This window comes from Cupriavidus numazuensis, from assembly GCF_905397435.1.
In the GTDB taxonomy this organism is placed as follows: Bacteria; Pseudomonadota; Gammaproteobacteria; order Burkholderiales; family Burkholderiaceae; genus Cupriavidus; species Cupriavidus numazuensis.
On the sequence record NZ_CAJPVI010000034.1, the window covers coordinates 70,052 to 89,292 of the forward strand.

14 protein-coding genes are annotated in these 19,241 nt (G+C 67.3%); 9 read left to right on the forward strand and 5 right to left on the reverse strand.

Going from position 1 to position 19,241, the window contains the following annotated elements; all coding sequences use genetic code 11:
- Window positions 1-60: 60 nt before the first annotated feature.
- Genes KHO41_RS24915 through KHO41_RS24930 form a run of 4 tightly spaced genes read right to left on the reverse strand, consistent with a single transcriptional unit; the run spans window position 61 to window position 3,526 of the window.
- On the reverse strand, window positions 61-1,077 hold the full coding sequence (locus KHO41_RS24915) for an Ldh family oxidoreductase (protein ID WP_211955933.1): 1,017 nt from the start codon (window positions 1,075-1,077) through the stop codon (window positions 61-63).
- Window positions 1,074-2,009, reverse strand: a complete 936-nt coding sequence (locus KHO41_RS24920) for a hydroxyacid dehydrogenase (protein ID WP_211955954.1) — start codon at window positions 2,007-2,009, stop codon at window positions 1,074-1,076. The genes KHO41_RS24915 and KHO41_RS24920 overlap by 4 nt, the downstream gene beginning before the upstream one ends.
- Window positions 2,009-3,184, reverse strand: a complete 1,176-nt coding sequence (locus KHO41_RS24925) for a UxaA family hydrolase (protein ID WP_211955934.1) — start codon at window positions 3,182-3,184, stop codon at window positions 2,009-2,011. The genes KHO41_RS24920 and KHO41_RS24925 overlap by 1 nt, the downstream gene beginning before the upstream one ends.
- Window positions 3,185-3,244: 60 nt before the next feature.
- Complete coding sequence (locus tag KHO41_RS24930; RefSeq protein ID WP_211955935.1) at window positions 3,245-3,526, reverse strand: UxaA family hydrolase; 282 nt, start codon at window positions 3,524-3,526, stop codon at window positions 3,245-3,247.
- Window positions 3,527-4,078: 552 nt separating this feature from the next.
- Here KHO41_RS24930 and bcsB point away from each other — a divergent pair.
- The 9 genes from bcsB to bcsR are packed head-to-tail and all read left to right on the forward strand — an operon-like array spanning window position 4,079 to window position 18,468.
- Complete coding sequence (gene bcsB / locus KHO41_RS24935; protein ID WP_211955936.1) at window positions 4,079-6,403, forward strand: cellulose biosynthesis cyclic di-GMP-binding regulatory protein BcsB; 2,325 nt, start codon at window positions 4,079-4,081, stop codon at window positions 6,401-6,403.
- Window position 6,404: 1 nt separating this feature from the next.
- Entirely contained in the window at window positions 6,405-7,583 is a 1,179-nt protein-coding gene (bcsZ, locus tag KHO41_RS24940) for a cellulose synthase complex periplasmic endoglucanase BcsZ (RefSeq protein WP_211955937.1), read from the forward strand.
- Window positions 7,568-11,365: a cellulose synthase subunit BcsC-related outer membrane protein gene (locus KHO41_RS24945; protein ID WP_211955938.1), complete on the forward strand. Its 3,798-nt coding sequence runs from the start codon at window positions 7,568-7,570 to the stop codon at window positions 11,363-11,365. The genes bcsZ and KHO41_RS24945 overlap by 16 nt, the downstream gene beginning before the upstream one ends.
- 8 nt (window positions 11,366-11,373) lie before the next feature.
- Window positions 11,374-13,089 carry a cellulose biosynthesis protein BcsE gene (gene bcsE / locus KHO41_RS24950; RefSeq protein ID WP_211955939.1) on the forward strand — a complete coding sequence of 572 codons (1,716 nt, stop codon included), beginning with the start codon at window positions 11,374-11,376 and terminating at the stop codon, window positions 13,087-13,089.
- A 6-nt stretch (window positions 13,090-13,095) separates the two neighbouring features.
- Complete coding sequence (locus KHO41_RS24955) at window positions 13,096-13,299, forward strand: hypothetical protein (RefSeq protein ID WP_011299648.1); 204 nt, start codon at window positions 13,096-13,098, stop codon at window positions 13,297-13,299.
- Window positions 13,296-14,090 (forward strand): cellulose biosynthesis protein BcsQ, encoded by a 795-nt coding sequence (bcsQ, locus tag KHO41_RS24960; RefSeq protein ID WP_211955940.1) that lies wholly within the window; start codon window positions 13,296-13,298, stop codon window positions 14,088-14,090. Before KHO41_RS24955 ends, bcsQ begins: the two co-directional genes overlap by 4 nt.
- Window positions 14,087-16,657 carry a UDP-forming cellulose synthase catalytic subunit gene (bcsA, locus tag KHO41_RS24965; protein ID WP_211955941.1) on the forward strand — a complete coding sequence of 857 codons (2,571 nt, stop codon included), beginning with the start codon at window positions 14,087-14,089 and terminating at the stop codon, window positions 16,655-16,657. Before bcsQ ends, bcsA begins: the two co-directional genes overlap by 4 nt.
- 30 nt (window positions 16,658-16,687) lie before the next feature.
- Window positions 16,688-18,256, forward strand: a complete 1,569-nt coding sequence (gene bcsG, locus KHO41_RS24970; protein WP_211955942.1) for a cellulose biosynthesis protein BcsG — start codon at window positions 16,688-16,690, stop codon at window positions 18,254-18,256.
- A complete protein-coding gene (gene bcsR / locus KHO41_RS24975) occupies window positions 18,253-18,468 on the forward strand; it encodes a BcsR/BcsP family cellulose biosynthesis protein (RefSeq protein WP_244874013.1) in 216 nt (71 codons plus the stop codon). Before bcsG ends, bcsR begins: the two co-directional genes overlap by 4 nt.
- On the opposite strand, the gene KHO41_RS24980 is transcribed toward bcsR, so the two are convergent.
- Window positions 18,465-19,112, reverse strand: a complete 648-nt coding sequence (locus KHO41_RS24980; protein ID WP_211955943.1) for a TetR/AcrR family transcriptional regulator — start codon at window positions 19,110-19,112, stop codon at window positions 18,465-18,467. The two genes, bcsR and KHO41_RS24980, sit on opposite strands and share 4 nt — an antisense overlap.
- Window positions 19,113-19,241 lie beyond the last annotated feature (129 nt).

The following is a 19,241-nucleotide window of genomic DNA, read 5'->3' on the forward strand; positions in this document are numbered from 1 at the left end:
GGGGTCGCCGGCCCGCTTTTTTTGTCGACTAGCGGGTCCGTCTTCGTTGTGGAATGACTGCTATGCCTTCACCTCCTCGCCCGCAAGCGACAGCAGTTCTGCAAGCTGCGCTTCCGGTATTTCGATGCCGCGGTCTTGCGCCTCGGCTTGCAGCGCATAGCGCCGCGCACCTGGCAGCCGCGTGCCCGTGTCGTCGAGCATCGTCTGCAGCAGCGATTCGACCCGCTCGCCATACACGTCCGAGCCCGCGAAGGCGCCCGGGTCGAGCACAAGGAACAGTTGACCGATGCGCGGCCGGTTGCCGGCGTCCGTGAAGAACGAATCGGCCTCGGCGCCGAACTGCGCGCCGGCAAGCGTGGTCACCAGCAGTTCGACCATCAGGGCCAGCATCGCGCCCTTGACGCCGCCGGCCGGCAGCATCGAGCCGCGCAGCGCGGCCTGCGCGTCGGTGGTCGGCTGCCCGTGCTCGTCGAGCGCCCAGCCAGGCGGGATGGGCTTGCCCTGCTTGGCCGCGACCATGATCTTGCCGCGCGCGACCTCGGACAGGGAAAGGTCGATCAGGACCGGCAGCTGCCCCCGCCGTGGAAATGCCGCGGCAATCGGATTGGTGCCGAACAGCGCGCGCTTGCCGCCCCACGCCGGCATCGCCGCAGGCGAATTGCCCATGGCAATGCCGACCATGCCGGCACGGGCCACGGTATCGAGCGGCAAGCCAGCGGCGCCGAAGTGATGGCTGTTGGTGACCGCGCCGACGCCGACGCCGGTCTCTCGCGCGCGGCGCATGGCCTCGGCGATCGCCAGCTCACACGCCGGGAACGCAAACCCGCAAGCCGCATCCACCAGCACGGCGCTGGCGCGCGTACTGCGCACGGCCGGCACCGCTTGTCCGTCCACGCGATCGTGCCTCAGGTGTCCGACATACATCGGCACGCGCGATACGCCATGGGAGGCAAGTCCCATGGCATCGGCCCGCACCAGCGCCGCGGCTGTGGCGTGCGACTGCAATTGGCTCGCACCGGCCCTCCGCAAAGCGGATCGGGCCAATGTTTCCAGCTTCTCCATCGGGATACGGCTCATGGCAGCGCCTCCAGCGTTTGCCGCACCTGCTCGGCAATCATCATCGACACGCGCGCATTGGCCTCACGCGTGACGCCGCCGATATGCGGAGTCAGCACCAGGTTCGGCGCGTCTGCGAGCACGCTGTCCGCGGTCAGCGGCTCGGCTTCGAACACGTCCAGCGCCGCGCCACCAAGGTGCCCTTCGAGCAAGGCGCCAGCCAGCGCGCCCTCGTCCACCACGCCGCCACGCGCCGTGTTGATCAGCACGGCGCCCCGCTTCATCGCGGCAATGCGCTGTGCGTTCATCAGGTGCCGCGTCGCGGTCACCAGCGGAACATGCAGGCTCACCGCATCGGATTGCGCCAGCAAGGCTTCCAGCGTTGTGCCCTCCACGCCGGTAGCGGCCCAGACCGGATCGTCTGGTGCAAGCATCGGATCATGCGCGACCACTCGCATGCCGAACGCCTGCGCGAGCGCGGCGGCCTGCCGGCCGATATCGCCGAAGCCAATCAGGCCCAGCGTCTTGCCCAAGGCCTCGCGCCCTTCCGACAAGCGGGCACGCGGCCACTTGCCGCCGGCTACCTCGGCGCTGCCGAGATACGCGCCACGCAGCAGCAGCGCCGCCGTGGTCACCACGTACTCGGCAACGGATCGCGCATTCGCGCCGCTCGCCGGAATCACGCGAATACCGCGGTCACGGCACGCTGCGACATCGATATTGTCGAGCCCCACGCCAAGCCGGCCGACCACACGCAGCGCAGGCGCCCGTTCCAGCAACGCCGCGTCGACCTGGGTGCGGTTGCGCACGATCAGCGCATCCGCACCAGCCAGCGCGTCCAGCAGCGCGTCGCGGCGATCCACCCAGCCCGGCTCGTAGCACACGTCGAAGCCGGGCGTGAGCGCCTGCACCGCGGCCGGGTCCATGAACTCGCTGATGCAGATGCGCTTCATCATGCGGACTCGTGGATGCGCGTCAGCACGAATTCGCGGTGGCCGAGCGCCTCGGCCGCGGTCCAGCGCCCGTTGGCCGTGGCCAGCATGCACTCGAGCAGCTTGTCGCCGGTCTGGTCGAGCGTCTGTTCGCGTTGCAGCAAGCCTGAACAATCGACGTCCATGTGCTCGCTCATCAGCCGCACCGTGCGCGGATTGGCGCAGAGCTTGATGACCGGCACGATCGGGTTGCCGATCACGTTGCCCTGGCCGGTCGGGAAGAAATGCACCACGTATCCGGCGGCCGCGCACAGCGTCACCATTTCAGCCGCGGCGGACGACGAATCCATGAACCACAGGCCCGGATGGGTCGGCTCCTCGGCTTTGTCGAGCACACCGTCGACCGTGCATTTCTTGCCGATCTTCTGGATATTGCCGAGCGCCTTCTCTTCGATGGTGGTCAGGCCGCCCGCGATATTGCCCTTGGTCGGCTGGGATTCCGACAGGTCCGAGGTCTTCCAGCGGTCGATCATGCCCTGGTAGCGCTCGAACATCGCCATGAACTCGTGGCGCACCGTGTCATTGGCGCAGCGTGCCGCGACGATGTGCTCGCCGCCGGTCAGTTCCGACGTCTCGCCGAACACCAGCGTCGTGCCGAGCGGATGCAGCTTGTCAAACGCATTGCCGACCGTCGGGTTGGCGCCGCAGCCGGACGTGGTATCGGACTCGCCGCACTTGGTCGATACCCACAGTTCGCTGATCGGGCATTCGACGCGATGCAGCGCGGTCGCGTACTGCACGTATTCCTTGGCCGCCTTCGAGGCGCGCATGATGGTCTCGTGATCGCCGTGGCCTTCAATGCCGAAGCCGACCACGGGCTTGCCGGTCTTGGCAATGCCGTCGACGACACGCTTGGTCCAGCCGTCTTCGATGCCGATCACCACCACCGCGGCGACGTTCGGGTTGCTGCCCGCACCGATCAGCGTGCGGAAGTGCAGGTCCAGGTCCGGCCCGAACTGCAGGCGGCCATACGGGTGCGGAATCGCCATGGTGCCCTTGATGGAGGCGGCCACGGCTTCGGCGGCGGCATTGGACAGGTCGTCCAGCGGCAGGATGATGACGTGGTTGCGCACACCAACGCGGCCATTGTCGCGGCGGTAGCCCCAGAAGGTGGTGTTTTGGTCGATCACGGACATGGCGTGGTCCTCGAATATGGAATGGGGATCAGATGGATGGGGTGACAGCGGCGCGGCGGATTACCAGCGCTTGGTCTTGATGTTGTGGACGTGGGCGTGTTCGCCGGCCTTGATCGGGGCCACCACCTTGCCAATGTCGATGCCGTACTTGAAGACGGTGTCATTGGGCGCCATGTCGCACAGCGCCACCTTGTGGCCGATGGGAATCGGCTGCAGCGCCGTCACCGTGACGATCTTGTCCTCATCCATGATCCACGCATTGAGCTTTGTGCCCGCCTGGATGCCCTCCACCACGGCCACCGCGACGGTGTCCTTGGCGTCATGCAGCACGACATGAATCATTGTTGTCTCCTCGGTTGTGGGTCGGTGTGTGGAAGTCATGTTAGGAGAGGGATTAGTCCATGTCAACTAGCTCATATATATGAGTTGGATGAATGATGAATTTTCGGGACGCTGGGAGGACGCTATGCGGGGATTGGATGTCGTGCCTGGCAGGCGCCGCTGTCTCGCAGGCATAGCCGGCGCCTGACCGGAGGGCGCCTTCGCTGCGCTGCCGGAATGCTGTGGCACCCCATTGAATGAGATGCAAAAATCACATAAATCGACAACCATTTTGATGGTTATGGAATAATCATCACTTTTTGTAGCGCTTTCTGCCGACCGCTCGTTTTACTTTTTGGGCAGCGGACATGAATGTTTTCGAGAAAAGCACCTCTCATGTGCATCAGGCGAAGCATTGGGTCTACACTCAGCCGAACCGTTGAACGGCTGGTCTTGTCATCCCGGCCGGCGAACCCGACTGCCCGGAATCACCGAATTGAACGGCGGCGGAACGCTGACGCGCCAACAGGCGATGCCCCCACCGTTCGCATGAACAGGAAAAGGCCTTCCGCCATGCCCCGCTCAGCGTACGCCCCGACACCCCGCCGCCGCCTGCTATCTGCCAGCCTCGCCCTGATGATGCTGGCCGCGCCGACCTGGCCATGGCACGGCGTTCTGGCCGCGCCCACTCCCGCCGCCACGTCCGCGAGCGCCGCAGCGGCCCCGGCACAGCCGGCCGAAGCACCGCCGGCGTTGCCGACAGCAACAAGCACTCAGGTCCTGACCCTGCGCCAGATGGGCTCGTATGGCCCGATTGCGCTTCGCGGCGTCGATGATGACCGCTCGCTCGATGTCGGCGTGCGGCTCGATGAAGTCGTCACCGCGGCCAGGCTCAAGCTGGTATTCACGTATTCGCCGGCGCTGATCTTCCCGCTGTCGCATATCAAGATCACGCTCAATGACGAGGTGATCGCCACCGTGCCGCTGGAGGAAAAGGAGGCCGGCCGCCTGGTCACGCGCGAGATCGACCTGGACCCACGCTTCTTTACCGACTTCAACCATCTGACGGTGCAGCTGATCGCGCACTACACGATGGATCATTGCGAGGATCCGCTGCACTCCAGCCTGTGGGCCGATATCAGTCCGGCCACCACGCTGACGCTGAGCAAGGCGCATATGACGCTGCCGGACAGCCTTGCCCTGCTGCCGGCGCCGTTCTTCGACCGGCGCGATAACCGGCGCGTGACCGTGCCGTTCGTGCTGCCGGCCAATGCCGACGCCGCGACGCTGCGCGCGGCCGGCCTGGTGGCGTCGTGGCTGGGCGCGCTCGCGTCGTACCGGGAAGCGCGCTTCCCGGTGGCACGCAGCGCGCCGGCGGATGCCGACTCGATTGCCTTCGTGCTGCCAGGGGACCTGCCTGCCGGCATCGCGCTACCGGAAATCAAGGGGCCGTCGGTCAGCGTCATGCCCAACCCCGCCAGTCCCCACCGCAAGCTGCTGGTCATTGCGGGCCGCACCCCCCAGGAACTGCAGACCGCGGCCAACGGCGTCGTGCTGAGCAAGACGGCGATGGCCGGCAGCAGCTCGCAAGTGCAGTCCGTGGATATCGGCAGCCCGCGCCAGCCTTACGACGCACCTGCTTGGGCGCCGACGGACCGTCCGATCCTGTTCAAGGAACTGGTGTCCGACCCGCAGCAGCTCCAGGTGGCAGGCTACAACCCGAACCCGATCCGCGTGAACCTGCGCGTGCCGGCGGATCTGTACGACTGGACGCGCAGCAACGTGCCGCTGAACGTGCGCTACCGCTACACCGCGCCGCCGACGTACAACGATTCGGTGATCAGCATCGACATCAACGACCAGCTCGTGCGCTCGTACCGGCTCAAGCCGCTTGCGATGAAGGATGACCAGAACCTGGTCAGCGTTCCGCTGCTGTCGGGCAGCAGCGTGTCGGCTGAGAACCTGATCGGCATCCCGGCCTTCCGCGTCGGCAGCAACAACCAGATGCAGGTCAGCTTCCACATCGATTCGCAGAAGACCGGGCTGTGCACGTCGACCGCCACGAACGTGGCGCGCGCCGCGATCGATCCCGATTCGAGCATCGATTTCAGCCGCTTCTCGCACTACACCGGCCTGCCCAATCTCGCGTTCTTCGCCAACAGCGGCTATCCGTTCACGCGGCTGGCCGACCTGGCCGACACCGCAGTCGTCATGCCCGACGCGCCCACGGCACTCGACCAGGAAGCCTTGCTCACGCTGCTCGGCCACATGGGCAAGTGGACCGGCCTGCCGTCGCTGCGCGTAGCGGTGGTGCCCGCTGCGCAGATCGACAGCGTGCGTGGACGTAACCTGCTAATCGTGGGCACGGGCAGCGCAGCAGGCGTGCTCGGCAAATGGGGCAAGTCGCTGCCGATGCTGATCGAACGCGGCCGCACCGAGATCACGCTGCGCGACCAGCGCAGCCATGCCTGGTCCAACTGGCTCAGCGGCGTCGAGGAGGATCCGATCACGCCAACCGGGCGCGCCATCCTGACGGCCGACGGTCCACTGGCGGCGCTGGTGGGCTTCCAGTCACCCTATGCCGAAGGCAACAGCGTGGTGGCGCTGACCGCAACCGAAGACGGTCGCGTCGCAGACCTGCTCGACTCCCTGGAAAATCCCGGCAAGGTCGCGCAGATGCGCGGCGACCTGACCGTGGTACGCCACGACCAGGTCGACGGGCTACGGCTGGGCGAGCGCTATTACGTCGGCGACCTGCCATGGTATGCGCGCGTCTGGATCCGGGTATCGGCGTTCCCGAGCCTGATGGCCATTGCTGGCCTGCTCGCCGGGCTGGTCGTAGCGCTGTCGCTGTTCTGGACGCTGGGCAAGCTCGCGGCACGGCGCAACGGAGGCTGACATGTGGCGCGCCTTGCCGGGTCTGACCAGGTGGCTCGCGGCCGGCGCGCTTGCGTGCGCCTGCATGGCGGCCGCGCCCGCGCATGCCGCCACGTGCGCCTGGACCGACTGGGACACCTTCAAACGCACGCTGATCAGCGCCGACGGGCGCGTGATCGACGCGAGCACCGACGACAAGGTCACCGTGTCCGAAGGGCAGGCCTATGGCCTGTTCTTCGCGCTGGTGGCGAACGACCGCGCCACGTTCGACAAGCTGCTCGCGTGGACCGAGAACAACCTTGCGCAGGGCGATCTCATCGCGCATCTGCCCGCCTGGATCTGGGGCCGTATTCCCGCCGACAAGGCCAAGGACGGCAAGGAGACCTGGGGCGTGATCGACACCAACTCCGCTTCCGACGCCGACCTGTGGATCGCCTACACGCTGCTGGAAGCGGGCCGCCTGTGGAACGAGCGGCGCTTCACCGCGCTCGGCACGCTGACGGCGCGGCGCATCATGCGTGAAGAAACGGCGGCCATGCGCGGCCTGGGCCGTACCGTGCTGCCCGGCCCGGTCGGCTTTTCGCTGAGTGAAGGCCGCTGGCGCGTGAATCCGAGCTATGTGCCGCTGCAGGTCATGCGGCGCCTCGCGGCGTTGCTGGCGAAAGAGTCTGGCTGGGACCAGCTTGTGGCCAGCTCGTCGAAGGTCATCCTGGAAACCGCACCGCGCGGCTTCTCACCAGACTGGGCCGAGTACGACAACAGCCGCGGCTTCCTGCCCGATACCAAAACCAAGGCCGAAAGCGCCTACAACGCGATCCGCGTCTATCTGTGGGCGGGCACGCTTGCCGCCGACGATCCGCAGCGAGCCCGCATACTGCAGCAGTTCATGCCGCTGGCGGACTACGTCGCGGCCCACGGGTATCCGCCTGAACGCGTCGACACGCAGACCGGTCAGCCAGGCCCCAATTCCGGCAATGCCGGCTTCTCGGCGGCAGTCGCACCGTACCTGGCCGCGCTCGGCCGCACCGACCAGGCGCGCGCGCAGGCGCAGCGCACGCGCGAAATGGCCGCACGCGAGCCGCTCGGCTACTACAGCCAGGCGCTTGCCCTGTTCGGCCTCGGCCACCTGGACGGCCTCTACCACTTTGCAGGGGACGGCGCCCTGCTGCCAGCCTGGAAGACCGGATGTCCCGCGCGCTGACGCCCCTCGTGCTCGCCGTTGCCAGCGCGCTGGCGGTGCCCGCCATGGCGCAGCAGGCAGAGAAGCCGTCGCCGGAGATGGCCCAGTTGCTGGCTGCGGCGCGCATGTGGGAAGCCAAGAACCGTACCGACATCGCACGCGGCATCCTGGACAAGGCGCTGCTGATCGATCCGAACCAGCCGGATGCACTGATGCTGCTCGGCCTGATCGAGTTACGCTCGAACCGGCCGCTCGAAGCGGACAAGATCCTGCGCAAGCTGCGCCAGCGCGCACCGAACCACCCGGCCACGCTGGAGCTGGAAGACGCCTATCGCATTGCCACGCGCGACAAGCAGGAGATGGCCCGCATCCGGCTGCTCGCGCGCGCCGGCAAGTCCGAGGAGGCCATCGCGCGGCTCAGGCAGCTGTTTCCGCGTGGCGCACCGCGCGGCGACCTCGCTGTCGACTACTACCGCATCATGGCCGGCACACCGGCCGGCCGCACGGCCACCATTGCCGAGTTGCGCGCGCGCGTGCGCCAGAACCCCGATGACCTGCGCCTGGCCATGGCGCTGGCCAGCCTGCTGACCGACCGCGAAGCCACGCGCCAGGAAGGACTGGCGATCCTGTACGGCATCGTCCAGCGGCCTGACGGCGACCGCAAGTCGGCGCTGGAGATGTGGCGGCGCACGCTGTACGGCGTCAGCGACGACCCGGCGTACTACAAGTGGTTCGAGCTCTATGTGAAGGAAGTGCCCGACGACACCTCCGCCCAGCAGACGCTCGCGGAACTCGCCAGGAAGGGTGGCGCCGCCAGCCCGGCCACGCAGGCGCGGCGCCGTGGCGAACAGCAGCTTGCACGCGGCAACGTGCGTGAAGCCGAAACCGCGCTGGAACGCGCCAACCGCAAGCGCCGCAACGATGGCGAGACGCTCGGCAACCTGGGGCTCGTGCGATTGCGCCAGGGCCGCCACGACGAAGCGCGCGAACTGTTCGCGCGTGCAGAGCAGCTCGACACCGGCAACCGTGGCAAGTGGCACAGCCTGAAGGACACGGCCACGTTCTGGGGCACGGTGGCCAAGGCGCGTGAAGCGAATGCCCAGGGCAAGCCTGCGCAGGGCGAAGCCCTCGCACGCGAAGCCCTCGCGTTGCAGCCCGGCAATGCCAATGCACGCGGCGTGCTGGCCGATGCGCTGATCGCGCAGAACAAGCTGCCCGAAGCCGAGGCGCTGCTGCGCGAAACGCTGGCAGGACCCGAACCCGATATCGGCACGCTGCGCACGCTGGTCAAGCTGCTCAACGACAGCCAGCGCAGCGACGAAGTCGGACCCTTGATCGCGAGCACCGGGAGCCGGTTGAAAGGCTCGGCGGACGAGCTGCGCAGCTTGCGCGCGGACTTGCTGTCGCTGCAGGGCGAACAGCTGCTCGCGCAGCACAAGCAGAGCCCGGCGCTCGCCCGGCTCGAGGAATCGATCCGGCTCGCGCCCAACGATCCGTGGACACGCTTCACGCTCGCACGCGCCTATCGCGACCTCGCGCTGCCCGTGCTGGGCCGCCGCGTGATGGAAGACGGCATGGCCGCGTCGCCCACGAGCGAAATGCGCTACGCCACCGCGCTGTACCTGAATTCGGTCGACGATATCGATGCCGCCAGCAGCGTGCTGGCCGGTGTGCCGGAAGCGGAGCGTTCCGATTCCATGCGGCGCCTCGCGGGAAACCTGCAGGCGCAGCGGCTGTTGCGCGAGGTGCGCCAGCTTATCGCCGCTGGACGCGAACAGGAAGCGGAAGACAAACTGCGTGCCGCCGCAGAAGCCGCGCGCGACGATCCGCAGATGCTGGCCTCCATCGGGCGCGAGTGGATCGCGATCGGCCAGCCCGACACCGGTCTCAAGCTGGTGCGCGACTGGCTTGACGCGCATCCGCAGGACCCGGCCATCGACGTGCGCATCCGCTATGGCGAGCTGCTCGCGTCGGCCGAGCGCGACGACGAACTGCGCGCCTGGGTTGCAGCGTCCAGCGCCTTGCCCGGCATCACGCCGGAACAGCGTGCCGATTTCGACGACCAGTTGCTGCGGCTGGCGCTGCGCGACACGGACCGCCGCATCGCCGACGGCGACCTCAAAGGCGCCGAACGGATGCTCTATGCAGTGCCCGCGGCGCAGCAGAAAGACCGGCGCTGGCTGCTGGAACTGGCCGACCTGCGCGAAGCCCAGGGCGACTACGACGGTGCCGCGCAGGCCGCGCGCGAGGTGCTGAAGACCCATCCGCAAGATGCCGATGCGCGCCTCACGGTCGCACGGATGCTGGAACGTCAGGGCAAGGAAGACCAGGCGCTCGAGGAAGTGCGCGCGGTGCTGGCCGACACGCCCGAGGACGATATCGATACACGCCTGGCCGTCGCACGCCGCTTCACCGCCATGCGGCGCGAGGACGAGGCGCTGGCCGTGGTCATGCCCTTGCGCGAACGCTATCCGGAGCGCTCCGACGTCACCATGCAGGCCGGCCGCATCGCCCAGTCGCGCGGCGACTTCAATGGCGCAGCCGTGCTCTACCGCGAAGCGCGCGTGCAAGAGCAGCGCGAGAACGAGATTCCCGGGCCCGAGGGCACTTCGGCCGAACGCGCCCTGCGCGCGCTCGAGGCGCGCCGCGAAGGCCAGGTGGCAACCGCCGTGCTGTTTTCGAACAAGTCCGGCGACCCAGGTATCTCGCGCCTCAACGCGACCGAGATCCCGCTGTATGTGCGCATTCCGCACGGCTACACCGGCCATTCCTTCTTCCATGCCGACACGGTCTTGCTCGACGCGGGCACCCTGCCTGCCGACAGCCTCCCCGGTTCGCGCGACTTCGGCAAGATCCGCGCGCTGGGCAACAACGGGCTTGGCCCGATCAGCCAGAGCGACCGCGGGGTGGCACTGGCCGCGGGCTACGAGTTCAACGGCGCCTACAACAGCTGGCGCGCCGACATCGGCACCACGCCGCTCGGCTTCACGCTGCAGACCGTGGTTGGCGGCTTCCGCTACCGCGCGGAAATGGGCCCCGCGTCGGCGACGGTGGACATCTCGCGCCGGGCCGTGACGAGCAGCCTGGTGTCGTACGCCGGCGCGACCGACCCGCGCCACGTGGATGCGCAGACCGGCGCAGTCACGCCCGCCGAGAGCTGGGGCAACGTGGTGCGCAACGGCATCCATGCGCGATATGCGCGCGACGTGGGGCGTTTCGGCCTCTTCGCCGACCTGGGCTACGGCGTCTACACTGGAACGAATGTCCTCACCAACCAAGAGTTCACCGTGCGCACCGGCTTCGACGTTCCCGTGTTCGTGCGGCGCGACCACCGCATCACGAGCGGCGTGGTGCTGAACTACTGGCGCTACTCCGAGAACGAGCGCTTCTACACGTTCGGCCACGGCGGCTACTACAGTCCGCAGAAATACCTGTCGTTCCTGATTCCGGTGGACTGGACCGGGCGACGCGGCCTGCTGTCGTGGCGGCTGCGCGGCTCGGTCGGTATGTCCAGCACCTACGAGAAGTCCATGGACATCTACCCGACCCGGCCCGACCTGCAGGCGATGGTCGGCGGCGCGCAGTACGAAGGCGGCTCCGGCGGCGGCTTCAGCTATACCGTCGGCGGGATCGTCGAGTACCGCTTCGCGCCGCACTGGGTGGCGGGCGCGGGTTTCGACATCGACCGCTCGCGCGACTACGCGCCGAACCGCGCCTTTGCCTACGTGCGCTATTTCTTCGAGCGCCAGCAGGGACCGGTTCCCTACCCGCCCACGCCGGTGCGGCCGTACTCCACCTACTGAGGGCCCGCATGAACGATACGCGTCCAGCCCGCTCCCGCAACGCTGCCTCCAGCCCATGGCTGCAGGCGCGCCACGCGCTTGCCATCGACGCGCTGCCGCCCGCGCTGGCTGCGCTGCAGCCCGGCGCGGTGCATGCCGTCTACGCCGACGCGTCGCCCGCGCGCGATGCGCTGTTCTGGCAGAGCGCCGCACAACTGCTGCGCGCGCGCACCACGGTGCTGTCCACGCGCGAGCCCGCCGAGATCGGCGCGATGCTGCGCCAGCACGGCCTGGACATCGACAGCAGCCGCACGCTGCACAGCCGCGCCAATGTCTGCACACTGCGCGCCGTGCCCGACCGTACGGGCCCGGACGTGTTGCTGGAGGCCATGCAGGCGATGGTCGATCAATGCGGCGCAGCGGGCGGTGAAATCCTGCTCGAAGGTGCCGAAGCCTTCCTGCCCTGGGACGACGCCACGGCCCTTGCCGATGCCGGCGCGCGGATGGCGCAATGGTGTGCCGCGCAGGGTTGCGGCCTGTTGCTGCTGGCCGCCCCGCCCGACGGCGCGGAAACGCTCGATCTTGCCACACTCGTCCGCTTTCACCGTCACTTCGCCGGCGCGGCCAGGCTGGCACAGGTGCAAGGCCAGTACGTCTGGGAAGTCGGCTTCTGGCGCCACAAGGATGCCGTGCTGCCGCACGAAGTCGTGCCGCTGCGCTTCTCACCGGACGACCACGGCCTGATGGCGGGCACCGGCGATGCCGATGCTGCCGACGGCGTGCCGGCCGGGCTGCTCGCGCCCGACGAACACCGCGTCATCGTCAGCCGCGATGCGGTGCTGCGCGAACGCTGGATTCCCGCCGAATGGCAGGTGGTGCCCGACAATGACGCCGCCGTGGCGGCCGCGTCCGGTGCCGTGGCGGCGACCGTGATCCTGCACTATGGCGACCGGCAGGAACTGGAGCCGCTGGCCGCGCAGGTCCACAAGCTGCGCCACCACGGCGGCAAGGCGCTGAAGATCGTCGTGCGCGAAGACAAGGAGATGCTGCGCCAGCGCTATGAGCTGCTGATGATGACGCTTGGCGCCAACATGGTGATCCTGCGCAACACGCCGTTCGCGCGCATGCAGACGCGCATTGAATCGCTGCAGGGCCAGGTGTTCCAGCGGCCGATCCTGCCCGACTACAAGAGCGCGCTGTCCGCCGTGATGGCCACAGTCGCGACTGGCTACCTGCCCGCAGCCGAGTTCATTGCGCTGGTGCGAAGCACGCTTGAACGCAGCACCGTTGTACGCCTGCCCCATGTGCTGCTGGAACTGCCGCTGCTGCCAGAAGTCGCACACGTTGATGCACTGCGCGCATGCCTGATGCGAGACCCCGGAGACCTGTGCACGGCAGGCAGCAACAGCGTGTACGCCTTCTTCTTCGCGTGCCGGCTCGAGAATGTGGAGATTGCCTGCCAGCACGTATTCCAGCGCCCCATGTCCGAATTGTTCAGCGGCGAGCTGCGCTGCGGGGATACCGAGTCGATCCTTGGCACCCTGCAGCGGCTGGAAGCCGACATCGCACAACGGCCCGCACAGGACTACAGCGGCTGGCTGGCCCAGCATGCGAACGACCGTGCCGACGCACCGGCCAGCCAGCCGGTGGCCGCCGGCATCTTGCCGCAGCCATCGGGCGGCCAGCGCCGGCGGCCGCGTAGCGCGCCGCAGCCGTTTTCCATTCCGATCAAACCGCAAGGCTAGACCATCATGGCGATCTTCCTGGGCTATTTCATCTGGGGCGTGATCCTGGCCGTGCCCGTCACCTGGCTGGTCTGGCGCTTCCGCCTGCTGCGCCTGCTGCCGCGCTGGCGGTTGCCGCGCTCGCGCCGTTCCGTGCGCCTGCCGGCACAGCTGCGTCCGGTCGTGATCCGCGGCCGGCCGTGGCGCGACATCGCGGGAGGCCGCGAATGAAGACCATCGCCCTCATTTCAGCCGTCGGCGGCGCCGGGCGCACCACGATCACGGCGGAACTGGCCTCGCTGCTGCGCTGGCATGGCCACGCGCCGCTGGCCATCGAATGCGACCCGCGCGGCCTGCTCGGCTTTCATTTCGGGCTGCACGAGCCGGTGCGCCAGGGCCTGTCCAACACGGCCGACTGGGCCGCTTGCGGCCACCGCAGCGACGACGGCGTGCTGTTCGTGCCGTGGGGCGAGCCGGGCACGCGCGCCGCGCGCGCGGATATCGCCATGCGAATGCATGAAGATCCGCACTGGCTGCGCCGGCTGTTGCAGGACGTCGACCTGCCCGGCGATGCCGTGGCACTCGTGGACAGCGCCCCGTGGCCATCGCCGTTCGCGGAGCAGGCGCTGGCCGCCGCTGACCTCGCCCTGGTGCTGCTGCCATCGTTGCCCGAAAGCTGCGCCACGCTCGCGCCGCTGCGTCAGGCGCTCGATGAGGGTGGCATTGCGCGCGCCTACGTCGTCACGCGGTTGCAGCCGGGTCGCCAGTTGCACACCGACGTCTCCGTGCTGCTGCGCGCCACACTTGGCGACGCACTGTTGCCCTATGAGGTCCATGAGGACGCAGGCGTGCCCGAAGCGCTGGCGCGCGGCGAATGCTTCTGCCGCAGTACGCCGCATTCGCAGACAGCGCATGACTTGCAGGGACTGGCGTCCTGGGTGTCAGGCTGGCTGCTCAACGGCGCGCGGGCCGGCAAGGGACAGGCCGGCGGCCACGTGCCGCGCGGAGTGGTGGCGCCATGACGCTGCCATCGGTATCCCGCATGTGGGAAGCCTTGCGCCGCCTGCTCGCCCGGGAACTCGGCATTTCCGCCAGCGCGCCCGCCGCCGGCCTGTGGTGGCTGCGTTTGCTGTTCCGGACCCCGCCTCCCGGCCGGCCGGACATACCGCTGCGCTGCGCGATCTGGCTGCGCGAGCGCGCACACGTGCGCCTCGAGATCGGCCGCGCGCACGGCCCTCGGATCTGGCTGCAACGGCTGCTATTGCGCGCGCCGCGCGCGCTCCGCCCGCTCGCGGCGGATTTGCGGCAGCGCCGCCAGCCGCAGGCCGCGCCCGAACCGAGCGCATTGCGGCGCTGGTTCCGCAACTGGCTGGAACCGGCCTACTTCCGTGTGAAGCGGCTGCGGCACCGGTTGATGGCGCGTCTGCCCCAGGTGGACTGGCACGGCATCGCCAATCGACTGGAAGCCTTGTCACCGACACTCGGACAAATCCCTCTGCTGATGCCGATCCTGCTGGTGCTGGCCGCGGTCTCGGGCATCCTGCTCTGCACCACGCCTCTGCCGCTGCGCGACCAGTTCCTGCTCGTGGTACTGATCCTGATTGGCCTGTTCATCCTGCGCCGCATTCCGGGCCGGCTCGCCACGCTGTCGATGGCCGCGCTATCGGTGCTGATGGCGGGCCGCTACATCTGGTGGCGCGTCACGACCACGCTGCGCTTCGAGACCACCGTCGAAGCCGTCTTCGGCTACCTGCTTCTGATCGCGGAACTCTACACGTGGATCGTGCTGTTCCTCGGCTATCTGCAGACCATCTGGCCGCTGAACCGCAGGCCGGCAGCGCTCTCGCCGGATCCTGCCGACTGGCCCACCGTCGATGTGTTCATCCCGACCTACAACGAACCGTTGCGCGTGCTGCAGCCCACTGTCTATGCCGCGCGCAGCATGGACTGGCCCGCCGGCAAGATGAACGTCTATGTGCTCGACGACGGCGGCCGCGAAGAAATCCGCGCCTTCGCCGAGGAAGCGGGCGTGCACTACCTCGCGCGCGATGAACACTCGCACGCCAAGGCCGGCAACATCAACTCCGCGCTGAAGCGGACGGCGGGCGAGTATGTGGCGATCTTCGACTGCGACCACATTCCCACACGCTCCTTCCTGCAGATGACGATGGGCGAGTTCCTGGCCGACCCGAAATGCGCCATGGTGCAAACCCCGCACCACTTCTTCTCGCCGGACCCGTTCGAGCGCAACTTCGACACGTTCCGCCGCGTGCCCAATGAAGGCAGCCTGTTCTACGGCCTGATCCAGGACGGCAACGATTTCTGGAACGCGACGTTCTTCTGCGGCTCTTGCGCGGTGATCAAGCGCGCGCCGCTGACCGAGATCGGCGGCATTGCAGTCGAGACCGTGACCGAGGACGCGCACACCGCGCTCAAGCTGCACCGGCTCGGCTACAACAGCGCCTACCTGCGCACAGTGCAGGCCGCGGGCCTGGCCACCGAAAACCTGGCCGGGCACATCGGCCAGCGCATCCGCTGGGCGCGCGGCATGGCGCAGATCTTCCGCATCGACAACCCGATGTTCGGCAAAGGCCTGCACCTGTTCCAGCGGCTGTGCTACAGCAATGCCATGCTGCATTTCTTCTACGGCATTCCGCGGCTGATCTTCCTGACCATGCCGATTGCCTACCTGTATTTCGGGCTGCATGTGATCCACACCTCGGCGGTGCTGATCATGGCGTATGTGATCCCGTACCTGATGGTGGCCAGCATCACGAATTCGCGGCTGCAAGGGCGGTACCGGCATTCGTTCTGGGCCGAGGTCTATGAATCGGTGCTCGCGTGGTACATCGTGCTGCCCACCACCATGGCTTTCGTCAACCCGCGGCTCGGCAAGTTCAACGTGACCGCCAAGGGCGGGCAGATCGAGGAAGACTACCTGGACTGGACCATCTCCAAGCCGTACGTGCTGCTTCTGGCGCTGAACGTCGTGGGCCTGGCGCTCGGTGCGGGCCGCGTGCTGTTCGACGACAGCTTCGAGGCCTCGGCAGTGATCATGAACATGGGGTGGGCATTGTTCAACCTGGTGATGCTGGGCGCGGCCATTGGCGTCGCGCGCGAAGCGCGGCAGGTCCGGATTTCGCACCGCATTCCCATGCGCGTGCCGGCCACGCTGCTGCTGCCCGATGGCCGCACGCTGGCTTGCAGGACCGAGAACTATTCGCTAGGCGGACTCGGCCTGATGTTGCCCGTGGAGACCCGCGTCGATCCAGGCGAACAGGTCGGCGTATGCCTGTCGCGCGGCAAGCGCAGCTACCACTTCCCTGCCGTGGTGACGCGCAATGCGGACCGCCATCTCGGCGTGCGCTTTGAAGACATGGACGCGCTGGCCGAACAGCAACTGATCCAATGCACGTTCGGGCGTGCCGACGCGTGGATCAACTGGATCGACGAGCAGCCCGTGGACGTACCGCTGAATGGACTGAAGGAAGTCATCGAGATGGGATATCAGGGCCTGCTGCGGCTGGTCGACGCCGCGCGCGCCTCGGTCGCCGGCATCTTCGGCCGCGTGGGGCCGCGGCAACCCTGAGGCTGACCTGCTGACCTCACTGACACCGACATGGGAATCTGGAACCTCTACTTCATCGTCAAGCTCTACCTGTTCCATATCGGACGGGTCGAGCCGCAATGGCTGCTCAATATCCTGTTCGCGCTCGCGCTGGCCATCCGCATTCCGAACCGTGCGCTGGCGGCACTGCGGCAAGTTGTGGCGGTGGTCGCCGGCGCCGCGCTGCTGTACTGGGAATCGAACTTGCCGCCGTTCGAACGTGTGATATCGCAGCTCTCCAACCTGCAGGCGTTCACGCCGGCGTACATGGTCGAATTGCTCGGCCGGCTGGTCAGCCGGGAAATGCTGCTCACGGCGCTGGCGGTGCTGGTTGTCTTCCTGCTGGTGAACCGCTGGGTGCGCGTGACCACGCTGGTGTTCGCGGCGCTGTTGCTGGTACCGCTGTGGCAGGTGCTGTCCGTGGGCCCGGTGGTCGGCGGCGGACAGCAGGCGATCGCCGGTACCGAAACGGCCGCCGCCGGCGGCGCACCCGGCGAGGCCGGCTGGGATGCGCGCCTGAATGCATTCCGGCAGCAGGAAGCCCAACGCTCGGTGCACTTCGGCCCGCTTGCCGCGACGCCCGATACGCAGTACGACATCATCGTGCTCCATATCTGCTCCTTGTCGTGGGATGACCTGGATGTGGCCAAGGCGCGCGACAACCCGCTGCTGTCGCGCTTCGATTTCCTGTTCACCAACTTCAGCTCCGCCGCGAGCTACAGTGGCCCGGCAGCCATCCGCGTGCTGCGCGCTGCGTGCGGGCAGCCGCGGCACAAGGATCTGTACGATTCGGCGCCGGCCGAATGCCACATCTTCTCGGCGCTTGCCGATGCGGGCTTCAGCACCCGTATGCTGCTCAACCACGACGGGCACTTCGACAACTTCCTGCAGGAAATCGAAAAGGAAGTTGGCGTGCCGGGCGTGAAGCCGCCTTCGAACGATGGCCTGCCGGTCGCAATGCGTTCGTTCGACAACTCCCCCGTCGCCGGTGATTTCGATGTGCTGCAGCGCTGGTACAAGAAGCGGCTCGCCGAAGGCGGCGGCCCGCAGGCGCTGTACTACAACACCGTGACGCTGCATGACGGCAACCGCTTGCCGGACACGAAGATGTCGAGCCTGGAGTCATATCCGCTGCGGCTGTCGAAACTGCTCGGCGATGTGGACAAGGTCATCGACATGGTCGCCAGTTCGGGGCGCAAGGCGGTCATTGTGTTCGTTCCCGAACACGGCGCGGCGTTGCGCGGCGATGCAAACCAGATTGCGGGCATGCGCGAGATCCCCACGCCGCGTATCATCCATGTGCCGGTGGGCGTGAAGCTCGTCGGCTTGCCCGGAGGCCAGTCGCCATCCGGCAAGACCGTGACGATCGATACGCCGACCAGCTACCTGGCGCTGTCGCAGCTGATGGCGAACCTGGTGGCAGAGAACCCGTTCCAGCCCGGCGCGCAGACGCTCGCGCAGTATGCGGCGGACCTGCCCCAGACCCAGATGGTCGGCGAAAACGAAGCCACGGTCACCATGCGCGACGGCAGCGGATACATGGTGCACACGCCAGACGGCGTGTGGATCGAGGGGAAATGATGAAACCGGCCAATGCACGCGGGCTCGCGCTCGCTCGCAGCGACATCGACGTCCTCGGCAAGGAGGTGGCCGGCTTCGATCCGCATCGGTACTTCGACCAGCAGGACCTGCAGGCAGCACGCGCGGCGGCACAGCGGTGGCCGCTGCTGGCGAGCCTGCTCGGCTATGAAAGCGCAGTCCCCGTGCTGGCCGGGAACGACGACCACGCCTAGTCGAGTTCCTGCGTGATGTAGAGGTAGAACGCGCGCGCCATTTCTGCTTCCAGCCTGCGATCCGACAACCGGTACGTGCCTGACCGGTTCACCAGCGTGTAGATCAGCGTTCCGACCATCGCCTGATACGCGAAGCGGATGCGCGTTTCCAGTTCCGGCGACGCGCCCGCCGCATGCAGCCGCGCCAGCCGCGGCACCACCAGTTCCACGTAGTCCTGGTTCATCCGCTTGAGCGGATCTTCTCCCGTGATCGCGCGCTCGATCAGCGAGGCGCGCAGCACGCCCTCGTTGCGGTACGCCCACATGCGGTTGCTGCGCGCGAGCGATTCGACCACCTCGCGCAGGGTCTGCTGCCCTTCGTCGAACAGCGCCACGCGCTGCGCCATCCCCTCACGCAACTGCGCCACGAGCAGCGTCTGCAGTGCGCGAAAGTAGCTCTCCTTGCCGTCAAACCGGCTATAGAACGCGCCGGTCGTCACGCCCGCATGGGCACAGAAGTCCTGGATCGGTACCTGATCGAGCGCACGGTCTTTCAGCAGGCGCCGCCCGGCTTCCAGCAACCGCTCGGTTGTGCGCTTGCCGCGCGAGTAGCGCGGCACCGCGAATCCTTCCTGACCTTCCAGGGGCGTGAGGGCTTGTTTCATCGTGGCCGGCGTCTGTGTCCGTGTTTTCCCAGTGTTGACAAGCTTAACAGGCGTCTTTAGTCTTAAAAACATAATCTGGATTATGAATTCAACGGCGCGCTTCCTGTCGCGCTGTTGACGCCATTCGGG